We start from the raw sequence: 15066 nt of genomic DNA, 5'->3' as shown, positions 1-15066 counted from the left end.
TAATGAAATTCAAATGTCTGACAGAGTACAGGCACGTTTCGGAAGTGTTATGAAATATTATGTCATAAATCTAGATCGTTCTGCTGACCGTCTTCAGCATATTGAAAAACAGTTTAATAAGCTTGGCTTATCCTTCACGAGGGTAGCCGGCGTTGACGGACGTTTGTTGACGAAAGAGCAGCTTGATGTTGTGATTGACCCTGTAAAGCGTTGGGATGTCACAATTCCGGCATCCGAAATCGGATGTTTTCTCAGTCATCGCAAATGTTTGGAACTTGTTGCCAATGGCGAAGATGCTTATGGTGCTATTTTTGAAGATGATATAGCCTTTACACATAATGCCGGAGATCTACTTAATAATATCAGTTGGATACCGGATGGCGCTGACATCATTAAGCTTGATACCTTTAAAACGGTAGTATTACTGGACGCGTTTGAGAAAATCTCTGATTCAGAATTCAAGGTCGCTCGTTTGCTGACCAAGCATCTATGCTGTGGTGGATATATTGTTTCAAAGGCAGCCGCAGGCCGTATTCTCACCCATATGCAAACAATCTCTGTACCGGTTGATAATCTGATTTATGATCCGGCCTATGCGCTATTTGATACTTTGAGGATTCATCAGGTAACACCTGCGCTCTGCGCACAAGATGGATTGGAAAGTCTTATTGAGGCTGATCGTAAAGTCGAACGTCGTAAGGTGACAGCGCGTCCGGCCCTGCCTGCACGAATTATCCGTGAGATTAAACGTATCTACCGCCGCTCGTCCCATTTTCTCAATCCTGCACGGGTCTGGACAAGTCTGAGCACATCCAAACGCTGGATGCGAGTGTCGTTTAAGAAATAATACAGATATCAGGGTGCCAGATAAAGCAATTTCAGGACAAGTGGGAACCTATTTTCCGTCCGAAACTGCGTTTAAACAAACAGATAGAGCGAGCGCTGCGATCCAACCTGATCGTTACCCGCTCTAGTCTGTCTGGTGGCCTGATGTTTCTTATATAGTCGTTTTTTTGAAGCGACGCAGACGCAGTGCATTGGTCAGCACAAAGATGCTTGAAAGCGCCATTGCAGCGGCTGCAAGAACCGGGGACAGCAAAATGCCATAGGCGGGATAGAGTAAACCCGCTGCAACCGGAATAAGCGCTGTATTATACGAAAATGCCCAGAACAGGTTTTGACGGATATTGCGGATTGTTGCCTTTGAAAGCGCAATCGCATCAACCACACCTGTGAGATCGCCGCTCATCAGCACCACATCGGCGCTTTCAATCGTAATATCGGTGCCTGTTCCAACCGCTACGCCAACATCGGCAGCCGCTAAAGCAGGTGCATCATTGATACCATCGCCGACAAAGATGATTTTGCCTTTTGCTCCAGCAAGTTTTTTGAGAGCATCTACTTTACCATCCGGCAGCACTTCGGCAGACACTTCATCAATGCCCAGTTCCTTGGCAATGGCATTGGCAACTGCTTTACTGTCACCGGTGATCATTGCCACTTTCAGGCCAAGTTTATGCAAAGCGGCGATTGTGGCTTTTGAGGTCGGTTTCAACTGATCTGCAACCGAAAAAATTGCCACGATCTGCTGATCTACCGCCATATACAAGACTGATTGCGCTTTTGCAGTAATCTGGCTCGCAGCCTCTTTGGCAATTGTCGTGTCAATATTGAGCCGTTTCATAAAACGCTCGGCACCAATATGGGTACGCTTGTTACCCATAGTCCCGCCAGCATCACCGCTGACACCAAAGCCTGGTACAGCTTCAAAATTGCTGATATCCGGCAGCCTTAGGTTTTTTTCTTGTGCGGCCTGTACCACGGCCGTGGCAATCGGATGTTCTGAACGTGATTCAAGTGCTGCAACCAATGCCAGCATTGCATCGGGATTCTCGCCGTTGAAAGTATGAAACTGCGCCAGCTCAGGTTTGCCGATTGTCAGGGTGCCGGTTTTGTCAAAGGCAATAATATCTGCATCACGCAGGCTTTGCAGTGCATCGCCACGACGGAATAATACACCCATTTCTGCGCCACGACCGGTGCCGACCATGATTGAGGTTGGTGTGGCAAGCCCCATTGCACACGGGCAGGCAATGATCAGCACGGCAATGGCATTGACCAGAGCGAAGGTAAATGCAGGCTCGGGACCCAGAACCAGCCATAGCAAAAAGGTGATAAAGGCAGCCAGCATCACAGCCGGAACAAACCATGCTGTTACCTTGTCGATCAGATTTTGGATCGGCAGCTTGTCGGCCTGCGCATCTTCAACCATACGGATGATCTGCGCGATCACCATATCAGCACCGACTTTGGTGGCGCGATAGGTAAAGGCGCCGGTTTTATTGACTGTACCGCCAACCACCGTGTCTCCGGTCTTCTTGGTCGCCGGTAAAGGCTCACCGGTAATCATCGATTCATCAATATAGGAACTGCCTTCAGTAATTTCACCATCGACCGGTATTTTTTCACCGGGCCGCACCTGGATAAGGTCTCCTGTCCTTACATCATCAAGCGCAATATCCTGTGCCACCCCGTTGCGTAAAACGCGTGCGGTTTTGGCCTGCAGACCAAGCAAATGCTTGATAGCATGTGAGGTGCGGCCTTTAGCACGGGCTTCCATCCAGCGCCCGATGAGGATCAGTGTCACAATAACTGCGGCGGCCTCATAATAGACATTCACAGTTTGCGCAGGCAGCACTGTGGGCATGAAAGTTGCAACGATAGAAAATCCCCATGCTGCAAGAGTACCCACTGCAACCAGTGAGTTCATGTCGGGGCCGCCGCGTAGCAATGCCGGAATGCCGGCACGAAAGAAGCGTAAGCCCGGTCCGAACAACACCAGAGTGGTGAGAATAAACTGCAAATACCAGCTGCTCTGTATGCCGATCGTATTATCAATGACATGATGTAAAGCAGGAAACAGATGTGATCCCATTTCAAGCACAAAGACCGGCAGGGTCATAAGACCGGCAATCAGCATATCGCGTTGCAACAGGTCAATTTCTGCGTCGTTTTTATCTTCACGGCGCTGCGTATCCTGACTGGGTGAAGTGAGAACCACGGGCTGTGCCGGATAGCCGCTCTTGGTGACAATATCTGCCAGATCTTGCGGGGATACGGACGGATCGCTGAGAGTAATACTGGCACGTTTGGTCACCAGATTAACGGAAGCGGTGTTGACGCCGTTTGAGTTCTGAAGTGTTTTTTCAACACGGCCGACACAAGAAGCACAGGACATGCCGTCAATAGAAAGCGTAATGGCAGGTAAAATCGGATTTACGGGTTGGACGGATTTGCTCATGGTGATTTTCAGGGTGCTGAAACGACGGTAATCCCTGCCTTTTCTTACAAGATTTCTGTCAAATTATAGGTTCTGAAAAGGAAGGTAAGGCTTCCCACCATGGGAAGGTCAAGCAGTAAATTCTGCCACAAATCAATTATAATCACTTTTGCGGTAAGAAGAGACTGCTTAAAGCGCTGCATTTAAGAGTTTTAAATAAAAAATTCGATCACAAATCTTAAAGCACCATTACAGTTTCACGACAATTTAGCATCTGAGTATTACGAGCGTTTACGCGTCATAAAATTCGTATCAGTTTGATTTTATTGTTTAATTTTTAAATTATACTTTATTGGTGTTACTGTAATTTTTGTAAGAGCCTTTCTGCTTTTTTCTTATTGTACCGTAAAGCCATTATCCTGAACAAAATCTGCATCCAGCAAGCATTGATGCATCTTGCACTGTGCTGCCGGTTTTTCTAAAAGCAAAACCCTGTATGACGTTTTTATGAATTAATTTTGAAGGCAGCCAATTGAGCAATCTTGCTACAACCGCCACTCCTGATAATAACAATGTTTGCATTGAGGTTGCTGAAAAGTCCCGTGCAGAAAGTGGTCGGTTTCATGCATATTTTGCCGGTATTTCGCGGCCTAAACGCGCGCTGATTGCAGCAAGCGGCAGTCTCGTGATTGCTTTGTGTGTGTTGATGCTGACCGAATGGCTGATGCGTGGAACAGGCACTGCATGGTTGCGGTTTTTCAAGCCATCACATTTGCCGTTATGGACCACAATTTCACTGATTATCCTGACATTGTTATTGCTTGACGGCCTGCTGGGGCGGTTATGGCAGGGCGTGTTAATTGTCGCGCCGGTTTTGTTTGGTCTGGCATGGTTCAGCCGACAAAAAGGTATGTATCTTGGTGATCCGCTCTATCCGAGTGACCTGCTTTATACGCGCCAGGTGATTGATCTGATGCCATTACTGATACGTGACCGGCCGGTTGATGCGGTGCTGATTGTTGTGGCAATGCTGGTTGCACTGACTGGCTTGTATTTTTGCTGGCGGTTTTTTTGGCGCTCAATGCCGCGCCTCGGACGGACTGCCCGTGTGGCACGCATATTATTTGCGGCGCCGGTTTTGATTTGGTTCGGGATCATATCTGACTATTCTACATTTTCTTACGTCCGAGACCGCATGGGCATTGTTCCGATGATGTGGGATCAGAAAGAAAACTATGCCCATAATGGTCTGGTAGTAGCTTTTATTTTCAATATCCCGATGGCCAATGTTTCTGCGCCCGGCGGATATTCGCAAGAGCGTATTGAAAGTATAGCTGAATATCTGTTTCCGGCCGAGGATGCAGCCGAAAACACTATTGTGCCGGTGGTTACGCGCAGCGATGACAAGCCCGATGTCATTGTTATTATGAGCGAATCCTTCTGGGATCCAACACGCCTTCCGGGCGTCGCCTTTGATGAAGATCCGATCGTTAATGTGCGCAATAATCAATCCGGCCATGTGTTTTCACCAGAGTTTGGTGGTATGACTGCCAATGTGGAATTTGAAGCGCTGACCGGTTTCTCCAACGCCTTCTTGCCTTATGGCAGTATTCCTTATCAGCAATATGTGCGCCGTCCTGTGCCGTCACTGGCGTCATTTTTTAAGGATCAGGGCTATCAGACACTGGCCTTACATCCGTATCGCCAGTGGTTCTGGAACCGTGGTTCTGTTTATGAAAACTTTGGTTTCGATAAATTTCTCTCGGAAGAAAATCTGCCGACCCTGACTAAAAAAGGCCATTTGGCGTCTGATGAGGAGTTTACCAGCGAGATTATACGTGCGGCAGAAAATGCCGATCAGCCGCTTTTCCTATTCGGCGTCTCGTTGCAAGGGCATGGTCCTTATGCTTCGAGCCGTTATCCCGATAGTAAAATCAAGGTTGTTACAGCAGCTGACAGTGCCGTGAGTGAAGCATCAAAAGGATCAGTGCGTTCTTTCGCGCAAGGCGCGCAGGATGCTGATACCAGCCTTAAACAACTGATGGACTGGGCTAAAAACCGGAAGCGGGAAACGATTATTGTTTTTTTCGGTGATCATTTACCACCATTAGGTAATGTGTATGTCGAAAGCGGTTTTATGAAAAGCCGTACAGCGAGCCGCGTTGATACGGCTGATCATATGCTGGCACAGCATGAAACACCATTGGTCTTGTGGTCTAGTAAGACCGATAGTCTGCACGGTGTCGGTACCATCAGCCCGTCTTTCCTGCCTTTATACATTCTGGATATGGCAGGTTTTCAGCACCCTTATTACACGGGTTTTTTAAGCAAGTTGCATCAGGCATATCGGGTTATTGACGGACATATGCTGCTGGATAAAGAGTATCTGCCGCAAACCGGCTGGATGCAGCAACCGGTACTGCCGCAGCTTTTACAAGATTACCGTCAGGTACAGTATGATATGTTGTTTGGCAGAAGTTACGCGCAGGAAAAATTGTTTCCGTTTTTAAGCGCTGAACATTTTGCCATACGGACGCAGCCGGTTGTCTATAGTGCGCAACCGGTAAGTGGCACTGTAATTAAATAAATTATCGCAGATCGGCTTTGTTTGCTTGATGTAATCCGATATATTTTTTATGTTCGGTCAAGAACTTGCATATTCCATTTTGTCTGAATCAGTAAAATACGGAATTATCTCCTATTTCAGGCTTTCAGCAGAGAATATGCTTGATTAAGGGGCTTGATTGAAGCGACATCTTACGCAGTTCGCGCTTGTTCTGTTGCTCCCGCTGATTGTATTGGTTGGCTTCTTTTTTTGGCAGCTGGTACTCAAAGAGCGCAACCTGATCGAAAATCAGACACTGGATACAGCGCAGGCGCTGACTATTCTGGTTGATCGTGAGATTTATGGATTGCAGAGCGCTGCAGAAATTCTCGGTTATTCGAGTATTTTGAAAACCAGCCAGCTGGATGTTTTTCAAAAAACCATCACTGAGATGGCGCAAGAGCTGAAAATAAGTATCACACTTTATGATCCGCAGGCCAAAGTGCTGGTTACTTCTGAAACGCAGCATCCACAAGATTTCCCGTTTTTAGCGCCGGATGAGCTGCAAAAAGCCGCAAGAATTACGAAGCCCTATATAACTGGGCATGGACAAGCACGCGCGACTGCACCGCATTTCTATTCGGTCGTGCAGCCCGTTTATGTGGATGGTAAAATCTTATATTATCTCGGGCTGAGTGCGCAGGTTGGCCGTGTTGCTGAGCTCCTGAACTTGAATGGTGCTGCAGATCATTGGATTATCGCCGTTATTGATCAGAATGATCATATTCTGGCACGAAATAAAGACAATGCCGCTTATGCAGGTCGGCTGGTCCCAGATAATTTGCGTGACAACACTCAGGATGTTCAGGGGCGCTGGGAAGGTGAACTGCTGGATGGCACCAAAGTTTTAAGCTTTTATTTTCGCTCTAAAATGAGCGATTGGCGTATTGTCGTCAGCATAAAGCGTGCTGAATATAACAGGCCGATGTGGAATGCACTTGGTTATTTCATAGTTCTTGCCATTGGCACGCTTGTATTAAGTGCATTTCTTGCAGGGCTTTTCGGACGGAAGATCTCAGCGCCGGTTAAAAAACTTGCCAAGCAGGCGAAAGCAATTGGCGGCTCGCAACCGGTGGCACCGTTGAAAACCGGCATCCGCGAACTGGATGTGGTGAGTGATGCGCTGGCTCTGGCGGATGAACGCAGGCGTAAAAAAGAAATTAAATTATTGGATTCACAGCTGCGCTTACAAATGGCTCTGGATGCTGGCCGTGTTGGAATTTGGGAGTTTAAACCCGAAACCGGAGAAATGACACTTGATGGCCGTACCAGCCAGATGCTGGCTTTTCAGAATAGACGTGTTGCGGATTTTGAGCGGGACTTTATCCCTTCTGTCCATCCGGATGATAAAGCCCGTATTCAGGCCGCTCTCGTACAGGTGCTTGAAACAGGCAATATCGTGCGTGAGGTATTTCGCATTTGCGATTTGCAACATGAAAATTTCGTCTGGGTCAATGGGATAGGGCGGCGGATCTACAACGATGACGGCAAACCTTCAGTACTTGGATTGCTTGTTAATGTGACAGCAGAGCAAATGGCACTTGAGCAGCGAGAAGTGATTGCGCAGGAGCTCAACCACCGGCTTAAAAATATGTTTGCGGTGATCATCAGTTTGATGAATCTTTCGGCTCGCGGCAAAACAGATGTACAGGATTATGTTACTCAGATGCGCGAGCGTATGACAGCGCTTGCTAGTGCTTTTGAGCTTACATATCAGAAAGGGACATCCACACTTCAAAATAAAGCCAATGTTTCACTGAATGATTTATTGACCCGTTTGGTGAGCCCATATGCTTTTTCGGAGCATGAGCGTATTTTTGTTGAAGGTGATGCACTATTCTGTCCGGTGGTACATGTGACGCCAATGAGCCTCGTCGTTCATGAGTTGGTGACCAACTCCGTCAAGCATGGCTCATTATCGGTGCCGCAAGGTTATGTTAAAATACGCCTCTCGAAAAAAGACGATCATATGTACATTGAATGGCGCGAAATGCACGGCCCTGAAGTTACAGAGGAGCCTCTGCAGCGTGGCTTCGGGTCACGGCTTAAACAGCTAAGCATAGATGTACAGATGCAGGGCTCATTCCGTGATATCTGGGATAAAAACGGATTGGTCTGCATTATCCGGCTGCCACTACCGGAAATGTCTGTTGATGAGCGTATCCCTGAAGAAAGTTTGTCGGTTTAGCTTCAGGCTTTATACTACGCGCAGATCTTTTGCGGCGGGCTTGTCAGCGGCTTTATTTTGCACGGACAAAGCGTCAATAATTGCACAGGCCGGATCATTGTCGCCGTGGCAGCGATCAGCCAGTTTTCGCAAAGTGTCTGCCATCGATCGCATATCTGCAATTTTCGTTTCAAGCTCGGCCACATGTGCCAGTGCAATCTGTTTGACCTCGGCGGAGCTGCGCTGATCATTGCGCCACAGATCAAGCAGTAGTTTTATGCGCTCAAGTGACAGACCAAGATCTCGGCACTGCCGGATAAAGCGCAAATTATGCACATCGTGATCTGTATAAACACGGTATCCGGAGGCCGTACGGCTGGCTGGGTCAATCAAACCGATAGATTCGTAATAACGGATCATTTTGGCTGAAATGCCGGAGGCTTTTTCTGCTTCACCGATAATCATCATCCTGCACTCCGCTCCTGTTTTGGCCTTTAGAGTATATCATTCATATAGGAAGGCAGGGCAGCTTTATCAAAGGCATTGCTAACACGCTTTACAGATTTAATGTCAGGATAGGGCAGTTTTTTCAAAAATGAAACTGCTCTAGAAAACGCCTGTTATTTATGGATAATAGCTGATATATCAGGATCATTCCAAATGCTCATTGGCTAATGAGGTCTGAGGCATAGTCACACTGATCGAAATAGTATTAGTTTGATGCATCATAAATATACGTGACGCCTGACACTTTGCAGGCGTAAATGGGAGTTCGCGAGTTATGACATTGCATAAAAATCTGATTGACGGTGAATGGGTTAGCGGCGACGCAATTCCGAATATCAGTCCTTCTGATACCAATTTTGTGGTTGGCGAATATGCCCGCGCCACGCAAGCCGATGCGCTCAATGCGATTGCAGCAGCCAAAGCTGCTTTTCCTGCGTGGTCGCGCTCAGGTATTTTAGAGCGCCATGCAATTTTGCGTAAAACCTCTGATGAGATTCTGGCACGCAAAGAAGAGCTGGGCACATTGTTGGCGCGTGAAGAAGGCAAAACCTTGCCGGAAGCCATTGGCGAAACTATGCGCGCGGCACAGATTTTCGATTTCTTTGCCAATGAAGCCCTGCGTCTTGCTGGTGAAGTTCTGCCCTCAGTTCGTCCGAATATCGGCGTTGAAATTACCCGCGAGCCTGTTGGTGTTGTCGGCATTATTACACCATGGAATTTCCCGATCGCTATTCCGGCGTGGAAAATTGCTCCGGCACTTTGCTATGGTAATACTGTAGTGTTCAAGCCTGCCGATCTGGTGCCGGGCTGTGCTCATGCGATTGTTGATATTCTGCACCGCGCCGGCCTGCCAAAGGGCGTACTTAACCTGATCATGGGCAAAGGCTCGGTGGTTGGTCAGGCAATGCTTGATAGCCCGGATATTCACGCCCTGACATTTACCGGCTCCACCGGTACCGGCCAGCGCGTAGCGGCAGCTTCGATTGCCCATAACCGCAAATTTCAGCTTGAAATGGGTGGTAAAAATCCGTTCGTTATTCTTGATGATGCCGATCTTGATGTAGCGGTTGAGGCTGCGCTGAATTCTTCATTCTTCTCCACAGGACAGCGCTGCACGGCATCGTCACGCCTGATCGTGCAGGATGGTATTCATGACCGTTTTGTTGATGCATTGGTTGCGCGTATGCAGACACTGGTGATCGATGACGCGCTGAAAGCCGACACTCATATCGGCCCTGTGGTTGATGGCAGCCAGTTGCAGCAGGATATGGATTATATCGCGATCGGTCAGCAGGAAGGTGCCAAGCTTGCCTTTGGTGGTGAGCGTCTTGAGCGCTCGGCGCCGGGCTTCTATCTGCGTCCGGCACTGTTCACAGAGGCTACCAATCAGATGCGCATCTCGCGTGAAGAAATTTTTGGTCCTGTGGCCAGCGTTATCCGCGTGACATCCTATGAAGAAGCACTAGCAACAGCCAATGATACCAATTTCGGTCTGTCTTCAGGGATTGCAACCACCAGTCTGAAATATGCAACCCATTTCAAGCGCAATTCTGAAGCAGGTATGGTTATGGTCAATCTGCCGACGGCGGGTGTGGATTTCCACGTGCCTTTTGGTGGTCGCAAGGGCTCCAGCTATGGCTCGCGCGAGCAGGGGCGCTATGCGGCGGAATTCTATACCACAGTCAAAACAGCCTATACGCTGGCCTGATAAATAGTCATATTGTCTTTCGGATAAATAAAAGGAGGGGAATTCCCCTCCTTTTTTGTTTGTATATCTTTATGATAGCGGCTTCAGGTTGCGCTCGATTACATCACGCTTGGCTTCGAGAAACGGTGGCAGCGACAGGCTTTCACCAAGACTTTCCATCGGCTCGTCTGTAGCGAAGCCCGGGCCGTCGGTGGCGATCTCAAACAGGATGCCATTGCCCTCGCGGAAATAGAGCGAGCGGAAATAGAACCGGTCAACTTCACCTGACGAGCGTACACCATGATCATTCAATACCCGTAACCATTCATGCATACTGGCTTGATCGGGGGTACGGAATGCCACGTGATGAACACCACCAGCACCCTGATGTGCGACCGGCAGATCAGGCTGCACCGCGACATGCAGTTCAGCACCGGCACCACCTTCGCCCATTTCATAAACATGCACATGGCCGTGGCCATCGGGTGACGGATAATCACGAACCTTGCGCATATTCATCAGCTTAACCAGATAGGCTTCAGTATATTTCAGATCAGGCACGCTGATGGTAATCGGACCAAGCCCGCGAATCTGATGCTGTGTTGGCACAGGGCTTTTATCCCACGGATGGGCTGCATGTGTTTCACCATCATCAAGCAGACGAAAGCGTTGCCCTTCGAAATCCTCAAAATCGAGCGATGCGCGGCCATCAATAAGCTGAATATCTTCAGTGCTGACATTGGCTTCACTCAGGCGCTGGCGCCAGTAGTCGAGCGATTCCTGCCCTGATACCCGTAAACCTGTGCGGCTGATAGAGTGAGTGCCGCGGCGTTCCGGTGCGGTTGGCCAGTCGAAGAATGTCAGGTCAGAACCAGGTGATGCAATACCGTCTGCATAAAACAGATGATAGGCGCTGGTATCGTCCTGATTGACGGTTTTTTTGACCAGACGCATACCAAGCAGGCCGGTGTAGAATTCTTTATTTTCTTTGGCCTGTGCAGTAATTGCGGTCAGGTGATGAATGCCAGTGAGATTGCCAGTGAGATTGCCAGTGTGATTGCCAGTGAGATTGAGTGACATGATTGTCCTCCGGGCGCCGCATATGAGGTTCGTCTTGATAATGTAATAGTTGCGACGCGTTTGTTGGTCTCAATATAGGGCGAAGTGCGCTCAGCATACAGGGGACAAAAATGGGACACTGCGTCTTGAAGGGTGAGCGAAATAGCGGAATTACGTTTTTACTTTTTGCCGGAAAGTTTGTGATTCGTACAAAGCCATAGTGCATCCAGAGAAATGTATTGCGGTCGTCAGAATCAGTTGTGCGTAAACACCAATAAAGTTAGGGGCTGACATAGATAGCCGAGAAAGTCTATTTTTGCGCAGTTACCACGTGTCGCTCAGCGGCGGAATTGACGGGTGTCAATCGCAACACGCGATCCTGTTCTTCCATAAGGTTCGCGAAGTGATTTGCGAGGAATTAGCTATATCAGAGCCGGTCCTGATGGGCGGCGAGATTGAAGTCGATGAAAGCTATTTTGGCGGACGCAGGAAAGGTAAGCGCAGTCGCTGCGCAACGGGCAAGGTTCCGGTCTTTGGCCTATTGAAGCGGGGTGGAAAGGTTATGTTGTTGTCATCCCCAATGCCCGTACAGACACGCTTTTCCCAATCATCAGGGATAAGGTGAGGTCGGACTCCATCGTCTACCCCGACAATTTCGGCACCAATGATGTTCTGGATGTTTCCGAGTTCCATCACGTCCGGATCAACCATTCGGATCTGTTCGCCGATGGCATCAATCACATCAACGGGATCAAGAACTTCTGGAACCAAGCCAAGCGTCACCTGCTGGGCTATAACGGCATTCCACAGCAGCGCTGGTGGTTCACTAACAGCAGACACGCTATCTATGTCAGTCCTTTGATTTAAATTTAAAGAATTTAGCAAAAAATAATTCGAAGTATATTCGATGAATTATTATGGTTTCAAGTCTTTGATATCTGAGAAACTAAACTGTAGACGATTAGGTATTATGAAATACATTTATTTTTTTTTGTGTTTTAAATGATGATCTATATAAAAGATACATTTGTTTATTATTGGTGGAATTTAAATTATGTTTCCAGCTAATCCATATGAAAGTTATGTATTCGGAGACTTAATATTTGGCCTAGATGCTATAATTGATATGTATGCTGAAAATAGTAAAAATTTTAGCGGGGTACTTCAGCAAAAAATTCAGCTTGGTTATAGTGATTTTAGTTTGGATGCTTATGCCCCCTTACAGTGGGGCGATGCTTTCACTGCGCCACCCCGGCAATATGCTTTTTGGGGGAGTATTACAAGGCATCCAAAGTATGCGTCACTGTTTGATGATTTAGAAAAAGAAAACCTTAGTAATGTTGAGTTTGGAATGGTTCTTGGACGTAAGTGTAAGGCTGCATTGAATTGGGCAAAAGAGGATAATATTAGAGTTCATTTTCTGCTAGATCATATTGACATGAATGCTGTGGTTAAAAAAAGTACGTTTCATACAGCTAAGCCGATCACAGGAAGAGAGCTCCGTTGGGTTTATCGTAATCGGGACGATGAAGGTGTGCAAAATGTTATTCAGTTTTGGAAAGGAGGGCGTCGTACTCAACCGCCATGGGTAAGTAATAAATTACTTTGGGATACGTATCTCCCCAAATCTACTCGATGCGATTTTGTAAATGAAACTATAGCAGCACGCACTGCTAAATTAGCAGCAAAAATCAATAAGTCAGGGCACGATGCTGATGACTTAATGGGGAGCTTTTTTGATTTTATTTAGGCAGCATCTGCTGTCAAATATTGTTTTTTAGTAAGGATGGCGCGCCCGAAAGGATTCGAACCTCTGACCCCCAGATTCGTAGTCTGGTGCTCTATCCAGCTGAGCTACGGGCGCTTACCTTAGAACCGCTCCGTGTTTGGTGCGGTAAGGCGTCTCTAAAGGGTTCTGTTATACATTGCAAGCGCTTATCTTGAAAAAAAGACATAAAACTTATTTTTTTTTGATTTTGGGGATAAGTGCAGGAAATCAGGGGGTTATCTTATGTCTGCTGTGTCTGGTGAAAATAGACCGGCATGTCAGGGATACGGATTTCAAACAAAGCGCCGGTTTTATAATCTTCGCGCAATTCAATCGCGCCGCCATGTGCACGTACAAGTTCCTGCGCAATGACCAGCCCCAATCCGGTGCCGTCATTGCGACTGGAGCCGCTGAATGCCGTGAAAAGATTGTCGCGTGCTTTCTGTGGCAGGCCGGGGCCGGTATCGGCAACCGCAATGCAGCTCATCGTGCCAATGCGCCACGCGCTGATAGTCAGGCTCTTCTCTGCGTCGGGTGCCGTCTCATGGGCAACCATTGCCTGTATTGAGTTGCGGCACAGATTATTGAGCACCCGCAGCATTTGTTCTTTATCAATATAGGCTTCAAAATCAGCAGGAACCATATTGCGGAATGTGATTGGTATATTAGCCGGTATTGTCAGCATCTCTTCAACTTCATGGAGAAGCGGGCGCAACGGGTATTTATGGCGAACAGGTATGGCCTCTTGTGTGCGGCCATAAGCCAGCACGGTCTCAGAATAGGTAATAGCGCGGTTCAGTGTACGGATAAGCTTTGGTGAATAGCGCTGCACCACCGGATCCTGCGTATCGGCAAGGCTGTCAGACATCAGCTGCGCCGAGGCTAGAATATTACGCATATCATGATTGATTTTGGATACGGCCAGACCGAGATCCGCCAGATGTTTGCGTTCATGAAACAGGTTTTGAAGATGGGTTTGCATTTGCGCCAGCCGGTTTTGCGCATAGCCAAGCTCGTCATTACGATGCGAGGCATCAATAATCAGGGTCGGATCATCCGGCTTACGTGCAAAGGCAAACATATTTTCATACATATGACCGACAGGGCGCAGCAACAGGCGGTGAATGATGAAATAGATCAGCGCAGCTGCGATCAGAGAGATCAGCAGAGAAATATTGGCGATGATCCGTGAGTTCTGCATCAGCTTATTGTGCAGTGCAGTATCGTAAAGAACCACATCTACAAATGTATCAGGCTCAGTAGTGGGGCCTGAAATCAGCATAGCTTTGCCGCTGCCGCCAATCAACGTTTTCAACGCGCCCCAGAAATCGGTGAAAGGCGTTGCCGTTGTCAGGTCAATGCGCTCATCAATGACTGGTGGTGTGGCAGTGGTCGCCAGTATCTGGCTGGTGCCGTTGCGGGTAACCGTAATGGTCTGGGCATTGGTAAGCCGTAGCAGCTGCTCCTGCATTTCAGGGGTTAAAGCTCTGCCGGGATTGGCATCGCGCAAGAGCAGGCTGGCTGTCGAGATCATATTGTGCTTGGAGGTCATCCATTGATTACGCATATTGGCAATCGAGGGCACAAGAATAATCACTTCAGCAATCAAAACCGCCAATACGATCATCAGCAATAATTTGCTGGACAGGCGGCGGCGCAGAGGAATGTGTGGCTCAGCCGGATCTGTCGGGTTGAAATCGGGCGGCGAAGGCGGTGTAAGGGCCGGTTCCTGAATAGGAAATACCGGTGTCATACCGTTGACTAATGTTTGTTTCGTGGATGAAGCGGCAGGTGCTGTGTGCAGAGTTTCGGCATGGTTGAGTTTTGACTCTGGATTAATCCTGTCGGCAGGCCTCTGAAAATCCTTGTTTTTCATAAGGGTCATTTTGTCCATCCGTCAGGCTGTGCGGCTCAAGTACCGTATTGCCATTATCGCCCACGAACCTATCAAGTCTCGGCTGCCAAGTTACGCATGACTGTCTGCCTGTCGGCC

Annotated in this window: 8 protein-coding genes, 1 tRNA gene and 2 pseudogenes; 6 read left to right on the top strand and 5 right to left on the bottom strand. The window is 48.0% G+C overall.

The window, feature by feature from the left end; translation table 11 throughout:
- The first annotated feature begins 13 nt into the window (after nucleotides 1–13).
- A complete protein-coding gene (locus tag MP213Fo_RS06065; RefSeq protein WP_421090739.1) occupies nucleotides 14–847 on the top strand; it encodes a glycosyltransferase family 25 protein in 834 nt (277 codons plus the stop codon).
- 150 nt (nucleotides 848–997) lie between these two features.
- Here MP213Fo_RS06065 and MP213Fo_RS06060 read toward each other — a convergent pair.
- A pseudogene (locus MP213Fo_RS06060) lies at nucleotides 998–3262 on the bottom strand (heavy metal translocating P-type ATPase); the annotation flags it as partial.
- Nucleotides 3263–3812: 550 nt separating this feature from the next.
- On the opposite strand from MP213Fo_RS06060, the gene MP213Fo_RS06055 reads away from it, so the two are divergent.
- Nucleotides 3813–5867: an LTA synthase family protein gene (locus MP213Fo_RS06055; protein WP_421090738.1), complete on the top strand. Its 2055-nt coding sequence runs from the start codon at nucleotides 3813–3815 to the stop codon at nucleotides 5865–5867.
- 157 nt (nucleotides 5868–6024) lie between these two features.
- Nucleotides 6025–8073, top strand: a complete 2049-nt coding sequence (locus tag MP213Fo_RS06050; RefSeq protein ID WP_421090737.1) for a sensor histidine kinase — start codon at nucleotides 6025–6027, stop codon at nucleotides 8071–8073.
- Nucleotides 8074–8082: 9 nt separating this feature from the next.
- Here the strand turns inward: MP213Fo_RS06050 and cueR are convergent, their stop codons facing one another.
- Nucleotides 8083–8517 carry a Cu(I)-responsive transcriptional regulator gene (gene cueR, locus MP213Fo_RS06045; protein ID WP_421091036.1) on the bottom strand — a complete coding sequence of 145 codons (435 nt, stop codon included), beginning with the start codon at nucleotides 8515–8517 and terminating at the stop codon, nucleotides 8083–8085.
- 316 nt (nucleotides 8518–8833) lie between these two features.
- On the opposite strand from cueR, the gene MP213Fo_RS06040 reads away from it, so the two are divergent.
- Nucleotides 8834–10267 carry an aldehyde dehydrogenase family protein gene (locus tag MP213Fo_RS06040; RefSeq protein ID WP_421090736.1) on the top strand — a complete coding sequence of 478 codons (1434 nt, stop codon included), beginning with the start codon at nucleotides 8834–8836 and terminating at the stop codon, nucleotides 10265–10267.
- Between the two features lie 69 nt (nucleotides 10268–10336).
- Here the strand turns inward: MP213Fo_RS06040 and MP213Fo_RS06035 are convergent, their stop codons facing one another.
- Nucleotides 10337–11326, bottom strand: a complete 990-nt coding sequence (locus tag MP213Fo_RS06035) for a ring-cleaving dioxygenase (RefSeq protein WP_421090735.1) — start codon at nucleotides 11324–11326, stop codon at nucleotides 10337–10339.
- Between the two features lie 275 nt (nucleotides 11327–11601).
- Between MP213Fo_RS06035 and MP213Fo_RS06030 the strand changes: the two are divergent.
- Nucleotides 11602–12172 (top strand): annotated as a pseudogene (locus tag MP213Fo_RS06030) (IS1595 family transposase).
- A 187-nt stretch (nucleotides 12173–12359) separates the two neighbouring features.
- Nucleotides 12360–13055 (top strand): hypothetical protein, encoded by a 696-nt coding sequence (locus MP213Fo_RS06025; RefSeq protein WP_421090734.1) that lies wholly within the window; start codon nucleotides 12360–12362, stop codon nucleotides 13053–13055.
- A gap of 37 nt (nucleotides 13056–13092) precedes the next feature.
- Here MP213Fo_RS06025 and MP213Fo_RS06020 read toward each other — a convergent pair.
- Both MP213Fo_RS06020 and MP213Fo_RS06015 read right to left on the bottom strand, forming a co-directional pair.
- Nucleotides 13093–13169 (bottom strand) — tRNA-Arg (locus MP213Fo_RS06020).
- A gap of 145 nt (nucleotides 13170–13314) precedes the next feature.
- Entirely contained in the window at nucleotides 13315–14826 is a 1512-nt protein-coding gene (locus tag MP213Fo_RS06015; protein WP_421091035.1) for a sensor histidine kinase, read from the bottom strand.
- Nucleotides 14827–15066: the final 240 nt, after the last annotated feature.

It is taken from the genome of Pseudochrobactrum mosebachae (assembly GCF_048914685.1).
GTDB lineage: Bacteria > Pseudomonadota > Alphaproteobacteria > Rhizobiales > Rhizobiaceae > Pseudochrobactrum.
This window is presented reverse-complemented; position numbering and strand designations above follow the sequence as displayed.